The organism is Microvirga sp. jy35 (genome assembly GCF_056148915.1).
Window position 1 is genome coordinate 17,765 of record NZ_JBWBEW010000024.1, and the last position, 21,916, is coordinate 39,680.

General features: G+C 65.0%; 18 protein-coding genes and 1 pseudogene. 9 read left to right on the forward strand and 10 right to left on the reverse strand.

Annotated features, from left to right (window positions below; genetic code table 11):
* Nucleotides 1–2: 2 nt before the first annotated feature.
* A complete protein-coding gene (locus AC0QTX_RS17265) occupies nucleotides 3–542 on the forward strand; it encodes an NUDIX domain-containing protein (protein ID WP_474605049.1) in 540 nt (179 codons plus the stop codon).
* Nucleotides 543–847: 305 nt separating this feature from the next.
* Here AC0QTX_RS17265 and rnd read toward each other — a convergent pair whose 3' ends face one another.
* A complete protein-coding gene (gene rnd / locus AC0QTX_RS17270; RefSeq protein ID WP_474605050.1) occupies nucleotides 848–2,008 on the reverse strand; it encodes a ribonuclease D in 1,161 nt (386 codons plus the stop codon).
* 175 nt (nucleotides 2,009–2,183) lie between these two features.
* Here rnd and AC0QTX_RS17275 point away from each other — a divergent pair, with 175 nt between their 5' ends.
* On the forward strand, nucleotides 2,184–2,306 hold the full coding sequence (locus tag AC0QTX_RS17275) for a bacteriocin (protein WP_474605051.1): 123 nt from the start codon (nucleotides 2,184–2,186) through the stop codon (nucleotides 2,304–2,306).
* Nucleotides 2,307–2,363: 57 nt separating this feature from the next.
* On the opposite strand, the gene AC0QTX_RS17280 is transcribed toward AC0QTX_RS17275, so the two are convergent.
* The 4 genes and pseudogenes from AC0QTX_RS17280 to AC0QTX_RS17295 form a co-directional block, all read right to left on the reverse strand.
* Nucleotides 2,364–4,532, reverse strand: a complete 2,169-nt coding sequence (locus tag AC0QTX_RS17280) for a peptidase domain-containing ABC transporter (RefSeq protein ID WP_474605052.1) — start codon at nucleotides 4,530–4,532, stop codon at nucleotides 2,364–2,366.
* Complete coding sequence (locus AC0QTX_RS17285) at nucleotides 4,529–5,779, reverse strand: beta-barrel domain-containing protein (protein ID WP_474605053.1); 1,251 nt, start codon at nucleotides 5,777–5,779, stop codon at nucleotides 4,529–4,531. Before AC0QTX_RS17285 ends, AC0QTX_RS17280 begins: the two co-directional genes overlap by 4 nt.
* A 124-nt stretch (nucleotides 5,780–5,903) precedes the next feature.
* Nucleotides 5,904–6,284, reverse strand: a complete 381-nt coding sequence (locus tag AC0QTX_RS17290) for a hypothetical protein (RefSeq protein WP_474605054.1) — start codon at nucleotides 6,282–6,284, stop codon at nucleotides 5,904–5,906.
* Nucleotides 6,285–6,370: 86 nt separating this feature from the next.
* Nucleotides 6,371–6,686: pseudogene (locus AC0QTX_RS17295) on the reverse strand (YnfA family protein).
* Between the two features lie 96 nt (nucleotides 6,687–6,782).
* Between AC0QTX_RS17295 and AC0QTX_RS17300 the strand changes: the two are divergent.
* The gene (locus tag AC0QTX_RS17300; RefSeq protein ID WP_474605055.1) at nucleotides 6,783–7,199 is read left to right on the forward strand and encodes a GNAT family N-acetyltransferase; all 417 of its coding nucleotides are present in this window, start codon (nucleotides 6,783–6,785) and stop codon (nucleotides 7,197–7,199) included.
* 1 nt (nucleotide 7,200) lies between these two features.
* Here the strand turns inward: AC0QTX_RS17300 and AC0QTX_RS17305 are convergent, their stop codons facing one another.
* On the reverse strand, nucleotides 7,201–7,563 hold the full coding sequence (locus AC0QTX_RS17305) for a Rap1a/Tai family immunity protein (protein ID WP_474605056.1): 363 nt from the start codon (nucleotides 7,561–7,563) through the stop codon (nucleotides 7,201–7,203).
* A 697-nt stretch (nucleotides 7,564–8,260) separates the two neighbouring features.
* On the reverse strand, nucleotides 8,261–8,488 hold the full coding sequence (locus AC0QTX_RS17310) for a hypothetical protein (RefSeq protein WP_474605057.1): 228 nt from the start codon (nucleotides 8,486–8,488) through the stop codon (nucleotides 8,261–8,263).
* A 132-nt stretch (nucleotides 8,489–8,620) separates the two neighbouring features.
* On the opposite strand from AC0QTX_RS17310, the gene aspS reads away from it, so the two are divergent.
* Nucleotides 8,621–10,429, forward strand: coding sequence for an aspartate--tRNA ligase (gene aspS / locus AC0QTX_RS17315; RefSeq protein ID WP_474605100.1), 1,809 nt, complete (start codon nucleotides 8,621–8,623; stop codon nucleotides 10,427–10,429).
* The gene (locus AC0QTX_RS17320; protein WP_474605058.1) at nucleotides 10,426–11,280 is read left to right on the forward strand and encodes a glycosyltransferase family 2 protein; all 855 of its coding nucleotides are present in this window, start codon (nucleotides 10,426–10,428) and stop codon (nucleotides 11,278–11,280) included. The genes aspS and AC0QTX_RS17320 overlap by 4 nt, the downstream gene beginning before the upstream one ends.
* A 127-nt stretch (nucleotides 11,281–11,407) precedes the next feature.
* On the opposite strand, the gene AC0QTX_RS17325 is transcribed toward AC0QTX_RS17320, so the two are convergent.
* On the reverse strand, nucleotides 11,408–12,028 hold the full coding sequence (locus AC0QTX_RS17325; protein WP_474605059.1) for a CatB-related O-acetyltransferase: 621 nt from the start codon (nucleotides 12,026–12,028) through the stop codon (nucleotides 11,408–11,410).
* 99 nt (nucleotides 12,029–12,127) lie between these two features.
* Here AC0QTX_RS17325 and AC0QTX_RS17330 point away from each other — a divergent pair, with 99 nt between their 5' ends.
* Nucleotides 12,128–14,431 (forward strand): NADP-dependent malic enzyme, encoded by a 2,304-nt coding sequence (locus tag AC0QTX_RS17330; RefSeq protein WP_474605060.1) that lies wholly within the window; start codon nucleotides 12,128–12,130, stop codon nucleotides 14,429–14,431.
* 328 nt (nucleotides 14,432–14,759) lie between these two features.
* Here AC0QTX_RS17330 and AC0QTX_RS17335 read toward each other — a convergent pair whose 3' ends face one another.
* Together AC0QTX_RS17335 and erpA are read right to left on the reverse strand one after the other, a co-directional pair.
* A complete protein-coding gene (locus AC0QTX_RS17335; protein ID WP_474605061.1) occupies nucleotides 14,760–16,619 on the reverse strand; it encodes a hypothetical protein in 1,860 nt (619 codons plus the stop codon).
* A gap of 90 nt (nucleotides 16,620–16,709) precedes the next feature.
* Nucleotides 16,710–17,036 carry an iron-sulfur cluster insertion protein ErpA gene (gene erpA, locus AC0QTX_RS17340; protein WP_474605062.1) on the reverse strand — a complete coding sequence of 109 codons (327 nt, stop codon included), beginning with the start codon at nucleotides 17,034–17,036 and terminating at the stop codon, nucleotides 16,710–16,712.
* An 88-nt stretch (nucleotides 17,037–17,124) separates the two neighbouring features.
* On the opposite strand from erpA, the gene AC0QTX_RS17345 reads away from it, so the two are divergent.
* The 3 genes from AC0QTX_RS17345 to AC0QTX_RS17355 all read left to right on the forward strand — a co-directional run bounded on the left by AC0QTX_RS17345 (nucleotide 17,125) and on the right by AC0QTX_RS17355 (nucleotide 21,907).
* Entirely contained in the window at nucleotides 17,125–18,339 is a 1,215-nt protein-coding gene (locus AC0QTX_RS17345) for a deoxyguanosinetriphosphate triphosphohydrolase (protein WP_474605101.1), read from the forward strand.
* A gap of 262 nt (nucleotides 18,340–18,601) precedes the next feature.
* Nucleotides 18,602–20,362 carry an arginine--tRNA ligase gene (gene argS / locus AC0QTX_RS17350; protein WP_474605063.1) on the forward strand — a complete coding sequence of 587 codons (1,761 nt, stop codon included), beginning with the start codon at nucleotides 18,602–18,604 and terminating at the stop codon, nucleotides 20,360–20,362.
* A gap of 108 nt (nucleotides 20,363–20,470) precedes the next feature.
* On the forward strand, nucleotides 20,471–21,907 hold the full coding sequence (locus AC0QTX_RS17355; RefSeq protein ID WP_474605064.1) for an SPOR domain-containing protein: 1,437 nt from the start codon (nucleotides 20,471–20,473) through the stop codon (nucleotides 21,905–21,907).
* The last annotated feature ends 9 nt before the right edge of the window (nucleotides 21,908–21,916 follow it).

A 21,916-nucleotide genomic window follows, 5' to 3' on the forward strand; every position in this document is an offset into this window, starting at 1 on the left:
CGATGGCCGAGATCAAGACCACGGCGTCGCGCATCGTCTACGAGAACCGCTGGATGCGCGTGCGCGAGGATGCCATCGAACGGCTGGATGGCTCGCCCGGCATCTATGGTGTCGTCGAGAAGGCGGATTTTGCCGTCATCGTTCCGCTCGACGATGGCCTGATCCATCTCGTGGAGCAATATCGCTATCCCGTGCAGGGCCGCTTCTGGGAGCTGCCCCAGGGCTCATGGGAAGATGCGCCCGGGACCGATCCGTTGGAGCTTGCGCGGGCCGAATTGCGCGAGGAAACGGGGCTGACGGCTGCCACCATGACCCATGTGGGTCATCTGTTCGAGTGCTACGGCTACTCGACCCAGGGCTACCACATCTATCTCGCCCAGGGGCTTCAGGCGGGGGAAGCCCAGCGCGAACGGACCGAGCAGGATATGGTGAGCCGCGCATTCCCCGTTGCGGAGGTCCTCAGGATGATCGCCGACGGGCGCATCAAGGATGCGGCAACGGTGTCATCGCTCGGATTGCTGCGGCTGAAGGGGCTTCTCTGACAAGCCTCGGCCTTGCCCGCCGTCATGACCGGACTCGTTCCTGGCATCCGCGTTTCTCCAGCACTACATCCTCCACTGTCATTCCGGGGCCGCGCAGCGGAGCCCGGAAACCATAACCGCTGACGATTCGGATCAAAGCGCGAGGAAAGCCGCCGCATTCCTCTTGCGAATGTCGTGTTTATGGATCCCCGCCTGCGCGGGGATGACAGTTGGGGTACTGTTGCAGTGCTGGGAACGGCAGCAAAGACGTGGATGGCCGTGACAAGCACGGCCATGACGGGTGAGGGCACCTGTCCGCCGGCACCTTAAGTCGCCCCAATCTCCCTGAGCTTCACCCGCCCGCGCTCCAGCACCATCCCGAGCTGCCCATTCTTGAGCGCCAGCGCCTTTTCGCCGAAGAGCTTGCGCCGCCAGCCGTGGAGCGAGGGCACGTCGGCATCGTCGCTCTCGGCGATGGCCTCCAACTCCTCGACGGTGGCGATGATCTTCGGCGCCACGCCCTCCTGCTCGGCCACGGCCTTGAGCAGGACCTTCAGGAGGTCGACGACGGAGCCGGTGTTGTTGCGGCCGCGGCTGCGCTCGGGCATGGGGATCGTGGCCGGATCGCGGGCGAGCGCCCGCTCGACCGCCTCGAGGATCTCGCCGCCCGTGCGGGAGCGCTCGAACCCGTTGGGGATGGTACGCAGGCGCCCAAGCGCCTCTACGCTGCGCGGCGCCGAGGTGGCGATGTCAATCACCGCGTCGTCCTTGAGGATGCGCCCGCGCGGCACGTCGCGGCTTTGCGCCTCACGCTCGCGCCAGGCGGCGATCTCCATCAGCACGGCGATCTCCCGCGGCTTGCGCAGGCGCCCGGCGAGGCGGCGCCAGGCATTCTCCGGATCGGCCTGATAGGTCTCCGGGGAGGTGAGGACAGCCATCTCCTCGCCGAGCCATTCGAGGCGGCCGTTCTCCTGCAGCTGGCTCACGAGAGCCTCATAGACCTTCACCAGATGGGTGACGTCCGACAGCGCATAGGTGAGCTGGGCATCGCTGAGAGGGCGGCGCGACCAGTCGGTGAAGCGGGACGACTTGTCGATCTTCGCCTTGGCAAGGTCGTTGGACAGCTGTTCGTAGGACACCGAGTCCCCGTAGCCGCACACCATGGCGGCGACCTGGGTGTCGAACAGGGGCTCGGGCACGATGCCCCCGAGATTCCAGATGATCTCCAGATCCTGCCGGGCCGAGTGGAAGACCTTCACCACGTTCCTGTCGGCCATGAGCGCCATGAACGGCTCCAGGCTCATGCCATCGGCGAGCGGGTCGATCAGCACCGCATCCGCCGGGTCGGGGCCCGCCATCTGGATCAGGCAGAGCTTGGGGTAGTAGGTGGTCTCGCGCAGGAATTCCGTGTCGACGGTGACGAACGGGTGCTGGCTGAGGCGGCTGCAGGCGGCGGCCAAGGCGTCGGTGGAGGTGATCAGGTCCATGAGGGGTTCATACCCTATCCGGCAAAAGCCCGCGAGTCCGTCGTCAACGACGGCGCCGAATGCTTCCGAGTAAGGTAAAATCGTGCCGATTGACTCCTAATTAATGTTATGATGTATCACTGGCTTTCTGGCCAGGGGACATGCCGCAAAGGCACCCGAACAGTAGGGGGTCTTCATGAACAAGACGCAGATCAAGACTGATAAGAAGAATGACAAGAAAGCCATTGTCGAGCTGAGCGAGAAAGAACTGGCTCAGGTTGCCGGCGGCAAGAAGGACCGCCGCGTCATTCTCTACTAATCCGGCTCCGGCCTTGCCGGAAAGGACAAGGCGCGGCTTTCAACAGCCGCGCCTTTTTCATCTCAGCCCCGTCGTGCCCATTGCGTGCCGTGCCGCATCGGCGAAGGTCAGCACGTCACCGTCCATGGGTGGGGAGACCCGGCCCTCGCGCAGCACCACGATCCGGTCGGCGGCTCGGATCGTGTCCGGGCGGTGGGCGATGACGATGCGCGTGAGCTTCAGTTCCGCGAGCGCCCGGTTCACCTCCCGCTCCCTGTCGAGGTCGAGATGCGAGGTGCCCTCGTCCATGAAGAGCATGCGCGGGCGGCGGTAGAGGGCGCGGGCGAGCAGCACCCGCTGGCGCTGCCCGCCGGACAGGGTGGTGCCCATGTCGCCGATCAGCGTGTTGTAGTTCATGGGCATGGCCATGATCTCGTCGTCGATCCCGGCCACCCTGGCGCAGTCCCGCATCCAGTCGAGATCGATGCGCGTGTCGAAGAAGCAGATGTTCTCAGCGATGCTGCCCGACAGGAGCTGATCGTCCTGCATCACCACGCCGATCTGCTGGCGGAAGGCCTGGGTGCCGAAATGCGCAATGGGTGTGCCATCGATGAGCACCGCGCCTTCCAGCGGCTTGAACAGGCCGAGCATGATCTTGAGGAGCGTGGTCTTGCCGCCGCCGGACGGGCCGGTAACGGCCACGAACTCGCCGGCCTCAACCTTGAGATCCACGCCCGACAGGACCTCCGGCTCCGTATCCGCATAGCGGAAGCTCACGCCCTTCAGCTCCACCGCTCCCGCGATCGGGCGTGCCACGAGACTGTCGCCATGGCGGTCCTGCTCCGGCTCGGCGAGGGCTATGTCGGAGAGGCGGTCGAGATGCAGGTCGAGCATGCGGTACTGGATGCCGGTCTCGATCAGGTTGGTGGCCTTCGTCAGGAACTGCTCCTTGTAGGCCATGAAGGCGTAGAGCATCCCGATGGTCATGTCGTTCGCCATGATGGCCTTGGCGCCGAGCCAGACCACCAGCACGTTCTCGATGCCGTAGATCAGGTCGTTGGCTGCCTTGAAGCCGATGGTGAAGCGGCCCTGGCGGATGGTGCGGCTGATCGAGGCGGCATAGCGGTTCTGCCACACGGCCTCCCTGTCGGCTTCGCGGCCGAAGATCTTGATGCTCTGGATGGCGCGGGCCGTTTCGATGAAGGTGGTCTGCTCCTTGGCGGCCGCCTCGATCATCTCCTCCTGCCGCTGGCGCAAGGCGCGATAGAGCGCAAAGCGTAAGGCGGCGTAGAGGCTAAGCGCCGCGAACACGATGCCCGACAGCTTGGGGCTGTAGATCAGGATCATGGCCAGCGTCAGCGTCGCCATCACCATGTCGACGAGGGCGGCCACCAGCCCTTCCGAGATCAGCCGCTGGATCGGCTCCGCCGAGCGGAAGCGCGAGACGAGATCGCCGATATGGCGCTTCTCGAACCAGCTCAAGGGAAGCCGCACCAGATGGTGGAAGAGGTTGGCACCCATCTGGAAGTTGAGCGCGCCGCCTAAGAAGAGCAGCACATGGGAGCGCAGCCAATCGGCGCCGATATGGATCAGCATGAGAAGACCGAAGCCGAGGGCAAGTGCCGTCAGCAGGCCCCCGTCCCCCTTCATCACCGCTTCGTCCACGGCAAGCTGCATGTAGAAGGGTGCGGCCAGCACCACGAGCTGCAGCACGGCGGAGAGGACGAGGGCCTGGGCAAGCGCCCGCTTGATCCCGCGCATCCGGCCCCAGAGGGCGGTGAGGCTGAGGCGCGAGGTCTCCTTCTTCCGCTCGAACCCTTGCGTCGGCGTGAGCTCGAGGGCAATGCCGGTGAAATGGTGGCCGAGCTCTTCGAGGGTGAGAGAGCGCACGCCGAGCGCCGGATCGTGGATCGTCACTTTCCTGGCGCCGACGTCTTTCAGCACCACGAAGTGGTTCATGTCCCAATGCAGGATGCAGGGCAGCTTGATCTGCCCCAGCTGCTCCGGCTCGAGCCGCAATCCGCGCCCCGACATGCCGAGACGCTGGCCCATGACCAGCACGTCCTTCAGGGTGACGCCCTTGAGCGAGATGGAGAACAGGCGGCGCAGCGCATTCAGGTCGACCTCGCGCCCGTGATAGGTCGCGATCATGGCAAGGCACGCCAAGCCGCACTCGGCGGCTTCCGACTGGATGATCGCCGGCAGGCGAGGGGAGCCGAAATAATCGAGGGAGGCGGAGAACTTCACATCCGCCTCCTGACGCTGATGAGCGGCTCGAACAGCCAGGCGATGAGGGAACGGCCCTCCAGCACGATATCGGCCTTGAGCGTCATGTCGGGCTGCAGCGGCACCTCGCGCCCGAAGGCGTCGATGGCCTGCCGGTCGAGGCGCACGGTCATCCGATAGGCGGGCTCGGTAAGCGCCACCTTGCCGATCACGTCGGTGGGCGAGAGCACCGCCTGCGAGACGGTCTCGACCGAACCGCCCAGCGTGCCGAAGCGCTGGTACGGAAAGGCATCCACCATCAGCCGCACCCGCTGGCCGGGCTCGACGAAGCCGATGGCCCGGCTCGGCACGAACAGCTCCGCGAGAAGAACTGCGCCGTCAGGCAGCAGGGTGAGCAGGGGCTTGTTGGCATCGACGATCTGGCCCGGCGCAACCTGCAGGGCCGTGACCCGCCCGGCAAGAGGCGCGGCGATCACCTGCGCCCGCTGTGCCTGCACCTCGGCGCGCTGCCGTTCCCGATCGGCGAGGTTCAACCGGAGCTGCGCCAGGCGCTCGGCCTGCTGGACGGGCAGCTGCTCGCGCTGAAGCTGCGTCTGGCTTAAGCTCTTCTCGGCCGCGGCCAGGTCCCGGTCGATCTCGGCAAGAGTTTGGCGCCGGGAGAGCAGGGCCTCGTCCTGCTCCTGCAGGGTGGCGCGGGTGGTGTGGCCCTGTTCCGCAAGCCGCGCGATGGTTTTGCGTCGCTCCTCGGTCACCTGCACGCGCTCGGCCATGAGCCTGCGCTGGACGATGAGCGCATCCCGCTCGGCCGTCACGGACGCTATGGTCGCGTCGAGGCGCCGGATCTCGTTCGCCATTCGGGCGGGATCCGCCGCGAGCTGGTCCTTCAGCACCCGGGTCTGGGTGTCGAGAGAAGCGAGGACTGCCGCATCGAGGGTGCCGCCCGCCTCGAGTCCCTGGCGCGAGGCCACGGTGAAGAGCGGCTGGCCGGCCGCCACCCGGTCGCCCTCCTTGACCGCAAGGTCCGTCACCACGCCCCCGCGGAGCGCGCTGACGCGTACAGCCCCGCCCGCGGCCACGAGGGAGCCGCCCGCGGTCTCCTTGCGGGCGTACTCGGCCGTGCCGAGGAAAAGCACCACGACTGCGACGCACGCGAGGATGAAGCCGCCGAGGAGCTGCCAGGAGAGGGGCGCAACAGGCAGCGACACGGACGAGTGCTCGCCCGTGGCCGCCGTCACGGCCTGCGGCCGGAACAAGGATCGCTGGGCCACCCCATCCCCTCAACGCAACATTGTTATGAGACTATGTTGCAGAAAGGGCAGGGTGGCACAAGGGAGACGGGAGGCGACGGAGCCGGTTCGGCTTTTCTGTCGCAGAAGAGGGTTAAGCCGAGGGTCAGGCCCCCGCCTGCATGCGGGCGAGGTGTTTTTTACGCGCCTTAGCCTGCCGTTCGGCGAGCTTCATGAGCCAGTCGAGGATGTTGTGCTCGACCACGAACCCGGTCTCCGCATCTTCCAGGCGCTGGATCCGGTCGACCCGAAAGCCTCGGTAACCGTCGTCCAGCAGGATGTCGATGCCGCCTAAGAGCATTTTGCCCGGACCGACTTTCAGCTCGCGCGCCAGCACCCAGCGCCGGGTCGCATTGCCGGCCTGGTCCACATAGTCGAGCTCCAGTGCCGCATCGAGCGGATAGACGTGCCAAGCGCCCTCGATCCGCTCCTCGACGGGAGCGTTCCGGGCCGGCCTCAACAGGGATGTTGCAAGGGTGGTAACCATAGGAGGAATATGGGGTTTCACCCTTTGTTCTGCAAGGATTTGACGGCTGCTTTTCCGGTGAAAAAGGCCGGAAATCGGGAGCGATTTCAGGTACGTGGCCCGAGCAGGATGAGAGCCGCTCCCAGGAGGCAGGCGGCACCTCCTGTGAGATCCCATCGTTCCAGTCATATCCCCTCCGCGGCCCAGAGCCAGTCGATGCAGGCGATGATGTAGACGCCGCCATAGGCCGCGTAGGTCCCGGCCGGCGGCATCGCTCTCGACGAGTGTTAGCAGGTAGGGGAACAGGGCCAGCGATACACCCTCGGTATCAGCCATAGGGGTGATTTGCCGAGGCGCAGCCAAGCCAAAGAACGTGAAGCAGCCTGCAATCTCCACCAAGGAAGCCAGGGCATTGAAAAGAATGGTCGTCTGCTTGGGTCTTGAGTACGGTTGCGGTTCATCCTGCTTGATCCTTACAAGATCGATCCAATCCGACAGGGTAGATCACAGGGCGCCTTCATGCAGATCGAGGTTCTTGAGGAAGCCAACCCGCCCGGTGCCGATGACGTCACCGCCGGCTTGCGCGCACACCTGATCGAGAAGACCGGCCCCTTGCCATGGATCCCGTTGACCCTGCTTCTGCGAGACGATGACAACCGGGTGCGAGGAGGCATTCGAGGAGCCATCGCCCTGTGCTGGCTTCAGGTCGACCACTTCTGGGTCGACGAGGCCCTGCGCGGGCAGGGCTACGGCGCCCGCCTGCTGGACATGGCCGAGGAGGCCGCACGGATGCATGGCGCCATCGGCGCGCAGCTGACCACATCGACCTTCCAGGCGGAGGAGTTCTACCGGAGGCAGGGCTATGCCGAGATCGGCCGCCTCAAGGATCGTCCGCCCGGCCACGACAGGATCTGGATGGCCAAGCGGTGGGGATGAGTTACTGAGGGGCTGGTGCTGTCGAGGCAGGCTGTTTGCAGGGAAATGCGTCTCCAAGCACCTTCAGAACGATGCTGGCCCCCGAGCGGTGGCGCTGATCGGGATTGTTCTGGAGGTATTTGCACACAGCCTCGACCACATGTCCTGAACTGACCCTGCCCCAGGGGCAGATCAGCTTCTCCTGCTTTCCAAGCCCGGCCACGCTCTGCTGGGTGTCATGCACGCCGAGGATGTAGTTCAGCGCGCTGGCACTTCTGGTCCGGCACTGTTCGTGGAGATCATTGCCATCCACGAAGGTCGCTCGCACAGGGCTGGCCAGCAGGGCCGAAGCGGCGCAGCCTGAGAGAATGACGACTAGCCTCACGACATCACCCTTCGGCCCTCGAATTATCGCAGCAGACCTGTGCACGTTCCACCTCCTAGGAGTGCTGAACGGTAGTCACGGAAACTGGCCTTGGCGACAGACCGAAGGGGGTAGTCATCTTGCTTATGCCCGTCGCATGCTAAGCGGGGCAGAGCGCTCCGTCGAGCGCACGCAACGGCCAAATGTCCCTGCGCTGATGCTCCGCCAGCCCTGACACCCTCCTTCGTCAATTGCAGACTTGTTCCGGGGATCAGCCTTTTTCCTATCCGCCTCTCCGCCCTCATCCTGAGGAGCAGACGAAGTCTGCGTCTCGAAGGATCGCCCAGAGCTCTCTGGAGCCTCCTTCGAGACAGTCGCTCCGCGACCTCCTCAGGATGAGGGTGGAGGGAAACAAAACGGTATGAAGACGTGGATGGCCGTTCCCGGATCCAGTACGGGGGCGGCCATGACGCGAAGGAGAGAATGCGTTCACTTTTTGTTCTTTACAATTCCCTTAAGCTGAGCCATACCTTCGATGCCCTGCCTCGCGAGGGACGCGCCCGAGGCGTCGGTTGTGGAGGCAGGATACGGTTCTGACAGGCCAGGGGAGTCGCACCCCCTGACGGTCAGGGCCCTGAGTGGAGGCACGGGACGCTGAACCTGTTCGGGCAGGCTGGCGTCGTCGATCTCCCAAGCCTCGCCAGCCCGAGGATCCTTATCAAGGGCTGCGCTCGAGAAGCGCCGTGAAGCGGGTCTGAGGGTGCTGTCCCTGATCCCGCCGGAGCGCGAGGCTCAGGGTCGAAAAGCCGTGCGCGGGAGGCAGGTGCTTCCCGTCCGGGCGGAACTCCCGTCCCGACCCGATCTTCGCCCGCTCCACCGGAGTGAAGCGAAGCAGCCTTGCTCCCGCGCTTCCCTCAAGCCCGAGACAAGCCAAGACAAAGCCCACAGCCGCCACCCCGAACCGGGGAGGGAGCGCCCTCGCACAGGCTCGATTTTAGCCTTCCGCCTTGACTTCCCCTGCCTCCCATGGATGTTGCGCTTCAAACCGAACCAGCAGGCCTTTTCCATGTCCGCCTCCATGCACCGTTACCGTTCTCACACCTGCGGCGCGCTCCGCGAATCCGATGTCGGCGGGATGGCCCGCCTGTCCGGCTGGTGCCACCGCATCCGCGACCATGGCGGCGTGCTGTTCATCGACCTGCGGGACCATTACGGCATGACGCAGTGCGTGATCGACCCGGATTCTCCGGCCTTCAAGATGGCCGAGACGGCGCGCTCCGAATGGGTGATCCGGGTTGACGGAAAGGTGCGCAAGCGCCCGGCCGGCACGGAGAACGCGGAATTGCCCACCGGCATGATCGAACTCTACATCACCGACATGGAAGTGCTGGGTCCTGCGGCCGAGCTGCCGATGCCGGTCTTCGGCGACCAGGAATATCCGGAGGAGACCCGGCTCACCTACCGGTACTTGGACCTGCGCCGCGAGAAGCTGCACAACAACATCATGAAGCGCGGCGCGATCATCAACTCGCTGCGCTCCCGCATGCAGACGAGCGGCTTCTTCGAGTTCACGACGCCGATCCTGACCGCCTCGTCGCCGGAGGGCGCGCGCGACTTCCTGGTGCCGTCGCGCATCCATCCCGGCAAGTTCTACGCGCTACCCCAGGCCCCGCAGCAGTTCAAGCAGCTGATCATGATCTCGGGCTTCGACCGGTACTTCCAACTCGCCCCGTGCTTCCGCGACGAGGACCCGCGCGCCGATCGCCTGCCTGGCGAGTTCTATCAGCTCGACGTGGAGATGAGCTTCGTCACCCAGGAAGACATCTTCCAGACCATGGAGCCGGTGATCCGCGACACCTTCAAGGAATTCGCGGACGGCAAGCCCGTGACGGACGTGTTTCCGCGCATTCCGTATTTCGAGTCGATGCTGAAATACGGCAACGACAAGCCGGACCTGCGCAACCCGCTCATCATCGCCGACGTGTCGGAGGTCTTTACCCGCGAGGACGTGACCTTCAACGCGTTCAAGAACGTGATCAAGTCCGGCGGCGTCGTGCGTGCCATTCCGGCGACGGGTGCAGCTTCCCAGCCACGCTCCTTCTTCGACAAGCTGAACGACTGGGCGCGCACGGAAGGCGCGCCCGGCCTCGGCTACATCGTGTTCGAGGAAGAGGGCGGCCAGATCACCGGCAAAGGCCCCATCGCCAAGTTCATCCCGGAAGCCGCGCAGGCCGCCATCCGCGAGAAGGCCGGCATCAAGGTGGGCGACGCGGTGTTCTTCTCGGCGGGCGCTGAGGACAAGGCAGCGTCGCTTGCCGGCAAGGCGCGCACGCGCATCGGCGACGAGCTCGGCCTCATCGACAAGGACCGCTACGAGTTCTGCTGGATCGTCGACTTCCCGCAATACGAGTGGAACGAGGACGAGAAGAAGATCGACTTCTCCCACAACCCGTTCTCCATGGCCAACTTCGACCACGACGCCTTCATGGCGCTTGATCCCACTGACAAGGACACGATCCTCAAGATCACGGCCTTCCAGTACGACATGGTCTGCAACGGCTACGAGATGGCCTCGGGCTCGATCCGCAACCATCGTCCCGACCGGATGGTGAAGGCCTTCGAGATCGCCGGCTACGGCGAGAAGGAGGTCATGGAGCGGTTCGGCGGCATGTACCGCGCCTTCCATTATGGCGCCCCGCCCCACGGCGGGATGGCAGCGGGCGTGGACCGCATCGTGATGCTGCTCTGCGGCGCGCAGAACCTGCGTGAGATCACGCTCTTCCCCATGAACCAGAAGGCGGAAGACCTGCTGCTGGGCGCGCCCTCCGACGTGACGCCTAAACAGCTGCGCGAGCTGCACATCCGGCTGAACCTGCCGGAGAAATGAGCCGCAGCGACGTCACCGCCATCGTCGTGACCTTCGACAGCGCCCATGCGCTGCCGGAGTGTCTCGGCGCGCTGCGGACGGACAGCGTGCCGGTCATCGTCGTCGACAACGCCTCGACAGATGACACCCTCGCCATTGCCGAAGGGCAGGGCGCGAAGGTGATCCGCAATGCCCGCAACGAGGGCTATGGCCGCGCCAACAACAGGGGCGTGCAGGCTGCGGAGAGCGAGTTCGTGCTGATCGTCAATCCGGACTGCATCGTCGGGAAGGGCGCGGTCGATGCGCTCGTCGACGCGGCAAGGCGCTATCCCGATGCGGCGCTTTTGGCGCCGCAGATCGTCGAGCCCGATGGGCGCGTGTTCTACCAGGCGCGCTCATTGCTCGCGCCCTATTTGCACAATCCCGGCGGCAAGCTCGTGGTGCCTGAAGGCGAGGCCTGCGCGCCGTTCTTATCGGGCGCGTGCTTTCTCATCCGTCGCGATGTCTTCCTGAAGCTCGGCGGGTTCGACGACAAGATCTTCCTGTTCTACGAGGACGACGATCTCTGCCGCCGGATAGCGGATTCCGGGTCCGCGCTGATCTATGTCCCTCAGGCGGTCGTGCGCCATGGGCGCGGACGTTCCACCGGCCACAAGCCCGGCCGCGTCTTCACCTCCCGCTGGCACCAGGCCTGGTCGCGGGCCTATGTGAGCCGCAAATACAGCCTGCCCAATCCGGCGCCGGGGATGTTCTTGGTCAATGCGTTGAAGACGGTCGGAGCGATCCTGACGTTCCGGCGGAAGCTCATCGAGCGCTATGCCGGCTCGGCCGCGGGAGCATGGGCGGCGATGATGGGGCGCAAGGCGTTTTGAATTAGCTGTTGTCATGGCCGGGCTTGTCCCGGCCATCCCGATGCGAAAAAGCACGACACCGGAGCACTCCTCGGATCGGGTCACCGGCACAAGGCCGGTCATGACGAGAGAGGTGGTTCTGAGTCTCTCACATCCCCTGCATCCGCAGCACCTTGACGGCTGAGATCAGCTCACGGATCCGGTCGCTCTGCAGGAGCGGGATGAGTGTGGCGATCTTGTCCCGCGGGAGGTCCCACCACCGGGCGTCGAGCAGGTCCGCGATAGTCGCCTCGTCGAAGCGGTAGCGGATGACCCTGGCCGGGTTGCCGCCCACGATGGCGTAGGGCGGCACGTCTCTGGTCACGATGGCATGGGCCGCCACGACCGCGCCATGCCCCACCGTCACGCCCGACATGATGATCGCCCCGGAGCCGAGCCAGACGTCATGGCCGATGACCACGTCGCCGCGGGAGGTGTGATAGTCGTCGCTCCTGGGCGCGGTGGGCCAGAGTTCCCGAAAGGCGGAGAACGGATAGGTGCTGCCCCACTCGGGGCGGTGGTTGCCGCCGAGCAGGATCTCGACCTTGTCGGCAATCGAGCCATAGCGGCCGATGGTGAGCTTTTTCCCGGACTCGGGGAAGCGTACCTTGGGCTTGCCGTAGGTGAACTCGCCAATCTCGTAGCCGCGGCGGCTTGCGATCCTGGCGAGGTGGATGCGCGTCTGATTGTGCGGGTTGCGCCAGTTCTTCAGCCGATGCCCAAGCTTCATCGGGCGGCCCCGAGGGCCAGAGAAGAACATTGACGGCAGGGGGGCAGGGCGCGCACAAGGGCCTCCGGAACGTTTTGGTCAGGGCAGGGAGCGTCGGGGATGGGAGATAATATCTCGCAGGATCTGAAATCGGGAGCGATGTTCTACCATCAGCACCCGCGCCCCGGAAAGCTCGAGATCCAGCCGACGAAGCCCCTCGGGAACCAGCGCGACCTGGCGCTGGCCTATTCGCCTGGCGTCGCCGCCCCTTGCGAAGCCATCGCGGCCGATCCGGCCCAGGCCGCCAATCTCACCTCCCGCCAGAACCTGGTCGCCGTCATTTCCAACGGCACGGCCGTCCTGGGCCTCGGCGATATCGGCCCGCTCGCCTCCAAGCCTGTAATGGAGGGCAAGGCGGTCCTGTTCAAGAAGTTCTCGGGCATCGACGTGTTCGACATCGAGGTGGCCGAAAACAATGTGGACAAGCTCGTCGAGGTGATCGCAGCCCTCGAGCCGACCTTCGGCGGGATCAACCTCGAGGACATCAAGGCACCCGAATGCTTCGAGGTCGAGGAGCGGTTGAAAGCCCGCATGGGCATCCCGGTCTTCCACGACGACCAGCACGGCACCGCCATCATCGTGGGGGCTGCGGTCACCAATGCCCTGGAGCTTGCCGGCAAGCGCATCGAGGATGTGAAGATCGTCACCTCCGGGGCGGGCGCGGCGGCGCTCGCCTGCCTCAACCTGCTGGTGTCGCTCGGCGCCAGGCGCGAGAACATCTGGGTCACGGACATCAAGGGCGTGGTTCATGAGGGGCGCAACGAACTCATGGACCGCTGGAAATCGGTCTATGCGCAGGACACCGACGCCCGCACGCTCGACGACGTGATCACGGATGCGGACGTGTTTCTCGGCCTTTCGGCTGGCGGCGTGCTCAAGCCCGAGATGCTGGCTAAGATGGCTCCGCGCCCGCTCATCATGGCGCTTGCCAACCCTTACCCGGAGATCATGCCGGAGGAGGCGGAGGCTGCGCGCCCCGATGCGATGATCTGCACCGGGAGATCCGATTATCCGAACCAGGTCAACAACGTCCTGTGCTTCCCCTACATCTTCCGCGGTGCCCTCGACGTGGCCGCAACCACCATCAACGAGGAGATGAAGGCCGCGGCCGTGAAGGCCATTGCAAGCCTGGCCCGCGAGGCACCGTCCGAGGTGGTGGCCCGGGCCTATGGCGGCGAGGCGCATCCCTTCGGGCGCAAGTCCCTGATCCCTAGCCCGTTCGATCCGCGCCTGATCCTGCGCATCGCGCCGGCCGTGGCGAAGGCGGCCATGGATTCCGGCGTCGCCACGCGCCCTCTGGCCGATCTGGAGGCCTACGCCGAGTCCCTCGGTCGCTTCGTGTTCCGCTCCGGCTTCATCATGAAGCCGCTGTTTTCGCAGGCGAAGGCGAGCCCCAAGCGCGTGATCTATGCCGAAGGCGAGGATGAGCGGGTCCTGCGCGCCGTGCAGGTCATCGTCGAGGAAGGCCTCGCTCGGCCGATCCTGATCGGGCGTCCAAACGTGGTCGAAACCCGCATGAAGCGCTTCGGCCTCTCCATGGAGATCGGCCGCCATTTCGAGCTGGTGAACCCGGAGGACGATCCGCGCTACCGCGATTACGTGGCCACTTACGTGGAGGCGGCGGGCCGCAAGGGCATCACGCCGGATGCGGCCAGAACCCTGGTGCGCACCAACTCCACGGTCATCGGCGCGCTCGCGGTGAGGCGAGGGGACGCGGATGCACTGATCTGCGGCCTGGAAGGGCGGTTCCAGTCGCGCGTCAAGCACATCAAGGACATCATCGGGCTGGCTCCCGGCGTGAACGAGATGGCGGCCCTTTCGCTCGTCATCACGTCGAAGGGCGCCTATTTCCTGGCCGACACCCATGTGCAGTTCGACCCCACCGCAGAGCAGATCGCCGACATGACGATCGCCTGCGCAAGCCACGTGCGCCGCTTCGGCATGGAGCCCAAGATCGCGCTCCTGTCGCACTCGGATTTCGGCGCCGCCGACAGCCGCTCGGCCGTGAAGATGCGCGAGGCGCTGGCCTGCATCAACGAGCGCGCGCCGGACCTCGAGGTCGACGGCGAGATGCAGGCGGATTCGGCCCTGTCCGAGATGCTCCGCGAGCGGGTGAACCCCCATTCGCGCCTGATCGGCGAGGCGAACGTGCTGATCATGCCCAATCTGGACGCCGCCAACATCGCGTTCCAGTTCACCAAGATCCTGGCGGACTCGCTCCCGGTCGGCCCGATCCTGATCGGCCCGGCCAAGCCGGCCCATATCCTGACGCCCTCGGTGACGGCACGCGGCATCGTCAATCTCACGGCCATCGCGGTCGTCGAGGCGCAGGCGGCGGAGCAGGATCAGCCGATGCTGATTTGAGTATTCGCGAACGGTTATTTTCCCTCCCCCTTGCGGGGAGGGGTAGGGGTGATTTAGCTGGGCGAGACCTTTCTGTCATGGCCGGGCCTGTCCCGGCCATCCCGATTCTGTGAGGCTCAGCGTTTCATGCGATCGGGATCACCGGCACAGGGCCGGTGATGACGTGGTAGGGAAGGCCTCGCCGATATCCATCGGGCGCAGCGTTCCGACCTTGCGACCCCCACCCGGCCGCTGCGCGGCACACCCTCCCCGCAAGGGGGAGGAAAGCACCGCCACATCCTTTATGGGCCAGCCTCTCAGGATGAGGTTGGTATCACGCGAGGGAGGGTTATTCCGCCTTTGCGCTGATGTTCAGCTTGTCCAGCGCATCCTTGGGCTCGGACATCGCCAGCGCGTCCACGAGCCCGAAGCCTGAGGGGTCCTTGGGCGTCGCATGGAGCGTGAGCTTGCCGGGCTTGGCGATGAACCGGCCGATGGCTTGGCTCAGGGTCTGAGCCTGTTCCGAATTGCCGATCATCGCCGGTACCACGAAGGCAGCCGCCGCCGCATAGGTGCGCCGCAGGGCCTCCGGCGTCGACTTCTGCTCCTTGGCGGTTTTCGTCAGGTAGCGATCGAACAGCCCCCTGTTTTCCACCGTGATATCGAGCGCCTTGGCCTTGGCCGCGGCAAGCGCCACCGTGGCGATGGCCGTGTCTGCGTTGAAGAGATCCTTGCTGGCGTGGGCGATGAGGCCTGTGACAGTGACGGTGCCCATCTCTTGCCCTTGAGCGGAGACCTCGCTGAGCATGATCTCGTTGGAGGCTTCGTTCCAGGTGGCGGCGGCCAGGAGCGAGACATCGATATTTCTGTAGCCGAGGGCAACAAGTTCCTTGATGGCGTCATCGGTGCCGTTCGAGGGCAGAGCCATCGTGAGGTTCTGCAGCCCGATGCGGAAGTTGGTCGGGATGGCGTTCACCGGCTTGTCCGCCGTCAGCTCGAAGCCTTTCAGCGCTGCCTGAAACTTGACCTTCTTGCCCTCATCCTCGCTCGTTCCATCAATGGAGAAGCCCGTCAGGCGCAGGGTGCCAAGGGTCGGGACGAGGCTGCGCGCTGTCGCGGCATCGATGTCATCGAAGGACTTGCCCGGAAGGTTCCTGAGACCGTCGAGGGTCTGCCGGAATGAGAAGCCGGTGAGGCTCAACGAGTCGAGCTTCATGCGGTTGTCCTTGTCGGAGAACTCGAAACCCTCCCATCGCATGTCCGCCGGCTGGGTATCCGTGCCCCCCGTATAGGCGATCCGGGCAATCCGCGCTTGGCCTTGAGTATCCTTGCCCTTGGAACTCACCTCGATCCCGGAAGCCTCCATGAAGCCGATCTGGAAGGCGTCGACCACATCGGCGATTGCCGGGAGAAGCCTGGCCTGATCTTCCGAAGAGAGATCACCCTTGTCGGCCATCTCGGTCATGAGGCTCATGGTGCCGTTCCAGGAATCCTTCGTCGGACGCCCGAGGAAGTCGCGGCCGCTGATGCGGGCGATCTTGAAGGTGACGCCTTCCTGGCTGTCCACCAACTGCATGTTCTCCAGCGAAAACGCCCCGTAGATCTTGGCCATGGGGGTGGAGGGGCCATCGGCCTTGGCCTCATAGAGCCGTGCCATGGCCGGCAGGTCGACCTCGCTCATGGTCGTCCGGCCGCCGGTGATGACAACCTTGTCCTTGGTGCCCGACGATTCCATGGCCATCGCCTCGACCACCATTGAGGCGATGCGGCCTTGCGCGACATCGTTCAGCACCGCATTGCGGTAGGTAGTCGCCTGGGTTTCTTTGCCCATGGTCTGCTTCACCCGGGCCTCGGGGATCGTGACCTGCTTCGCATTGATCCGCCTGAGGCGGCTCTCCATCGGCTCGGTCGAACTCGATGAGAAGAGGGCTTCGATATCGGCTCGCGAAGAGGTCACGCCGGTGAACTCGATGCGCTTGGCTTCGTAGGAGGTCAACCCGAAGGTGAAGTTCACATTATCCAGGCTGAAGCTGTCGGCGGACTGGGCGAAGGCCGTGCTCCAGAGCGGGACCCGGACGGCGCCGATGGCAATACGATGGCCATCATGGTCGACGACGAGGTCACGCAGAACGGCGGGCTCGAACGACAGCGCGGTCGAGCCTGCAAGCAGAGCGAGGGCGGCAACGCCGGCGCGGTAACGAAGTCTCATGAATTCTCCCAGAGCCTGCCGAATCGGATGCCGCCATCCTTTAGCCGAAAAGGCGCTCAGATGGGGAGAATAGGGGGTTATGTAACGGCTTTACAACGAGAACGAGGTGCCGCAGCCGCAGGAGGCCGTGGCATGGGGGTTCTCGATCTTGAAGGACTGGCCGATCAGGTCATCCACGAAGTCGATGACCGAACCGTCCATGTACTGGATCGATACCTCGTCCACCAGCACGGTAGCGCCGTCCTTCTCGATCACGAGATCGTCGTCCTGCCGGGTCCGGTCCACGTCGAAGGCATACTGAAAGCCCGAGCAGCCGCCGCCGTTGACGCTGATCCTCAGGTGGGAGCCGTCAGGCTCCCCGGCCATGATCTCGTTGATGCGGCGGGCGGCGCGGTCTGTCAGGGTGATACCGGTCATGGCTGCTTCCAGTCCATCGAAGGACGCAAATCTTGCACTAAATGCTATGACCAAGGTAAGTGCGCCCTGACAAGGCTTCAACCCGGGGATATGTGTGCGGCCCTTTGGCGAGAGATGGCGAGCCCCTTACGCCTGCGACCCATGGGAGAGCCGCGGGCGGCTCTTCCCTGAGGCGGTCTCCCCGACCCGCAGCGAGTTCCAGCGCGACCGCGACCGGATCATCCACTCCTCGGCCTTCCGGCGGCTCAAGCACAAGACCCAGGTCTTCGTCTATCACGAGGGCGACCATTTCCGGACCCGCCTGACCCATACCATCGAAGTCAGCCAGATCGCCCGGGCTCTGGCTCGGTCCCTCGGGCTCGACGAGGATCTGGCCGAGGCGCTGGCGCTCTCCCACGACCTCGGCCACACGCCCTTCGGGCATACGGGCGAGGATACGCTGGACGAATGCATGGAGACCTTCGGCGGCTTCGACCATAACGCCCAGGCCCTGCGCGTCGTCACGCGTCTGGAGCGCCGATACGCGGAATATGACGGGCTCAACCTGTCCTGGGAGACCCTGGAAGGACTGGTCAAGCACAACGGGCCGCTCCTCGATGCTGAAGGCAGGCCGACCCTGCGCTATGCGGCCCGGGGCGTTCCGCTGGCGGTCCTCGAATACAACGCCCAGCAGGACCTGGAACTCGCCACCCATGCCGGAGGGGAAGCGCAGGCCGCGGCCATCGCGGATGACATCGCCTACGACGCCCATGACATCGACGATGGCCTCAGGGCTGGGCTGTTCCGGATCGAGGACCTGCGCGAGGTGCTGTTCATTGCGGAACTTCTGGCCGAGATCGATGCCCGGTATCCGAACCTCGACCTCTCGCGCCGGATCCACGAACTGACCCGGCGCGTCATCACCCGCTTCGTGGAGGACGTGGTGGCGGAAGGGGAGCGCCGGATTGTGGCCCTGGCGCCGCAGAGCGCCGGCGACATCCGGCAGGCGGGGAGCACGATGGTGTGCTTCTCGAAGGCCATGGCGGAGGCGGATGCCTCGATCAAGCGCTTCCTCTATGCCCGCATGTACCGCCACCCCGATGTCATGAGGGTCCGGGCCCAGGCCGACGACGTGCTGCGGGACCTGTTCCGCCGCTTCAAGGCGGAGCCGGAACTCATGCCGGAGGAGTGGCAGGCCGACCTGCCGAGGGACGACGAGGCACGCCTTGCGCGCCGCGTGGCAGACTACATCGCCGGCATGACGGATCGCTATGCCATCCTCGAGCACCGGCGCCTGTTTGACGTGACGCCAGACTTGCGTTAGGCGCGGCTGAGCCTTTTGAAAGTCTACCCGCAGACTTTAACCCTGAGTGCTGGCCCATTGAGGGGCATGGCGCGGACTTCCCTCCCCCTTGTGGGGAGGGATCAAGGGAGGGGGTGCTGGCGCCAGAGCCTGCTAGGTTATCGCCCACACCCCCACCTCCAACTCCTCCCCACAAGGGGGAGGAGGGCAGTCAGGTGCAACGGGCTCACGAAGCGTTTTCCGGCTGCGATCAGGGCCTTGTTGCCCCATTGAGATGAGTACCATGAACATTTTCGGGCTGTTCGAGAAGCGGGTTGCGGATGCGCTCGGCCGGTTGGCCGAAGGGGCTAAGATTCCATCGGGGCTGGACGTCAGCCGCGTAGTCGTCGAGCCGCCGCGCGACCCCTCCCACGGCGATCTCGCCACGAACGCCGCCATGGTGCTGGCCAAGGAAGCGCGCATGAACCCGCGCGCCCTGGCCGAGCTGCTCGTCGCCGACCTCCAGGACGACCCCCGCGTCACCAAGGTCGAGATCGCCGGCCCCGGTTTCATCAACATCCGCCTGAACCCGCAGGTGCTGCACGAGGTGCTGCGCGCGGTCGTCGTCGACGGAAACGGCTTTGGCCGGAGCGGGCAGGGGGCGGGCGCTCCGGTCAACGTGGAATATGTCTCGGCGAACCCCACGGGCCCGATGCATGTGGGCCATTGCCGTGGCGCGGTGTTCGGCGACGCGCTCGCCGGACTGCTCGATTTCGCCGGCTACAAGGTCAGCCGCGAGTACTATATCAACGATGCCGGCGCACAGGTCGATGTCCTCGCCCGCTCGGCCTATCTCCGCTATAGGGAGGCCCTCGGCCACGAGATCGGCGATATCCCGGAAGGTCTCTACCCGGGCGACTACCTCAAGCCCGTCGGCGAACTGCTTGCCACGGAGCATGGCCAGAGCCTGCTCGACAAGCCCGAGGCCGAGTGGCTGCCGCTGGTTCGCGAGGCGTCCATCAACGCCATGATGGACATGATCCGCAACGACCTCGCGGTGCTGAACATCCATCACGACGTGTTCTTCTCCGAGCGCTCCCTGCAGCAGGGGAACGGCGGCGAGGTCGCGAAGTTGATCAACGGGCTGAAAGCCCGCGACTTGGTCTATATGGGCCGCCTGCCGCCGCCCAAGGGACAGAAGGACGAGGATTGGGAGGATCGCGAGCAGCTCCTGTTCCGCGCCACCGCCTTCGGCGACGAGGTGGACCGTCCGCTCCTGAAGTCGGACGGCTCCTATACCTACTTTGCCTCCGATATTGCCTATCATCGCTCCAAGTTCGAGCGCGGCTTCGCCTCCATGATCGACGTCTGGGGAGCCGACCATGGTGGCTACGTGAAGCGCATGCAGGCCGCCGTGAGGGCGGTCTCCGACAACAAGGCCGACCTCGACGTGAAGCTCTGCCAGATGGTGAAGCTGCTGCGCGGGGGCGAGCCGGTGAAGATGTCCAAGCGCTCGGGAGATTTCGTCACCTTACGCGAGGTGGTCGACGAGGTGGGCCGGGATGCCACCCGCTTCATGATGATCTTCCGCAAGAACGACGCGACCCTGGACTTCGACCTCGCCAAGGTGGTCGAGCAGTCCAAGGACAACCCGGTCTTCTACGTCCAGTACGCCCATGCCCGCTGCGCGTCCGTATTCCGTCAGGCGGCCGAGGCCTTCCCGGGCGCGGACTTCTCGGCGACTCAGCTTGAGAGGGCCGATCTCTCGATCCTGAGCGACGAAGCGGAAATGGACATCATCCACCGCATCGCGCAATTCCCCAGGGTGATCGAGGCGGCGGCGGAAGCGCATGAGCCTCACCGGGTCGCTTTTTACCTCTACGACCTCGCGAGCGCCTTCCATAGCTTATGGAATAAGGGCAAAGACTTGCCGCAATTACGCTTTGTTAATCTAACTGATAAAGATTCAACACAGGCGAGGCTCGCTCTCGTGCATGCCCTGAAGGGTGTGCTCGCATCTGGTCTCGCAATCCTGGGCGTTACGGCACCTGACGAAATGCGATAGTGTTTCCTTAAGCGGATCAACCGCTTAGGGGGTTGATCGCATCGGGTCCTGTCACGTCGTGCCGGCGGAGCAACAGGTGCTCCTGTCGCGTAACTGGAGATCCGGCGCATGAGCGAATCACCGAAGCCCCGTTTTGCCATCGACCTCAACGAGATTGAACGGCAACTCGCCCAGGCGGGTGCCCCGCAGAACCATCAGGCCTCTGCCGCGCGGAACGATCCGCTGGCGGAATTGGCCCGTATCGTAGGGCAAGACGATCCATTTCAATCGATTCTGGCCAGTGACGGGTCGTCCCGTCCGCGCCAGCAGGGCGCGTCAGCCGATGACCTTTTTGCGGTCCGCGACACTATGACGCCCACCCGCGAGATCCCGCTCCGTGCGCCTCATGCAGGGCAGGCTCCGCAGTCCCTTCATCAGGACAGCTACCCCCAGACCCATGGGCGTGCTGCCGAACCGGCCTATGCGCACCAGCCTGTCCATCAGGACCAGGCGTCCTACGAGCAGGACTCCTATGGCAGCGAGGCCTACGCCCAGGATTATTACTCGGACCAGGCCGCTCAGTACCCCGACCAGGGTTATGACGACACCGCCCACCGCGATTATCCGCCGGTGGAGAAGGCCCGCTCGCGTAAAGGCCCGGTTGCCATCGCGGCCGTGATCGGCGCTCTGGTGCTCGGCGGTGGCGGAGCTTACCTGGCCTCTGGTTCCTCCTCCATCACGGGCGGCGAGCCGCCGTTGATCAAGGCGAACAACGAGCCGACCAAGGTGCAGCCGCAGAACCCGGGTGGGGTCGAAATCCCTAACCAGAACAAGCAGATCTACGAGCGCGCCAACCAGAACGCCGCGACCAAGGTGGTTAACCGCGAGGAGCAGCCCGTCGACGTGCAGCAGGCAGTGCGCATGAACGGCAATGCCGTGGCGGACGCCACCGGCGGCACCCTCGGCGCATCGGGCAAGCCACAGCAGACTGCCAGCCTGAACCTCGGCGAGCCGAAGAAGGTTCGCACCGTCACGATCCGTCCGGACGGGACCACCGCCGGCGAGGCACCTGCTCCCCAGCCTGCGGCTCCGGCGGCGATGACCCTGCCTCCGCAGGCTCAGCCCGCTCCGGTCCAGACCGCTTCAGCTCAGGTCCCGGCGGCGCAGCCCAGGCCGGTCGCCAGCACGCCCGTGGCGGCGCCGGCTACCCCCGCTCCGACCCCGAAGCCCACTCCGGCCGCCGCGACTCCCGCCAGCACTCCTGCACCGCAGCAGGTGGCCTCGGTTCAGCCAACCGCTCCTGCCCCAGCGGAGACCACCCCGACCGGCGGCTTTGCCGTGCAGTTGGGCGTGGCAACCTCGGAACCCTCGGCCCAATCCGTCTTCACCTCGTTCCAGCGTAAGTATTCCGATCTCGAAGGAAAGCCGTCGCTGATCCGCAAGGCCGAGGTGAACGGCAACACGGTCTATCGCGTCCGCGTCGGACCGATGTCGAAGGAGGAGGCGTCCTCCCTCTGCTCCAAGCTGCAGGGGCAGGGTGGCCAGTGCTTCGTGGCCAAGAACTGACTTAGCTTG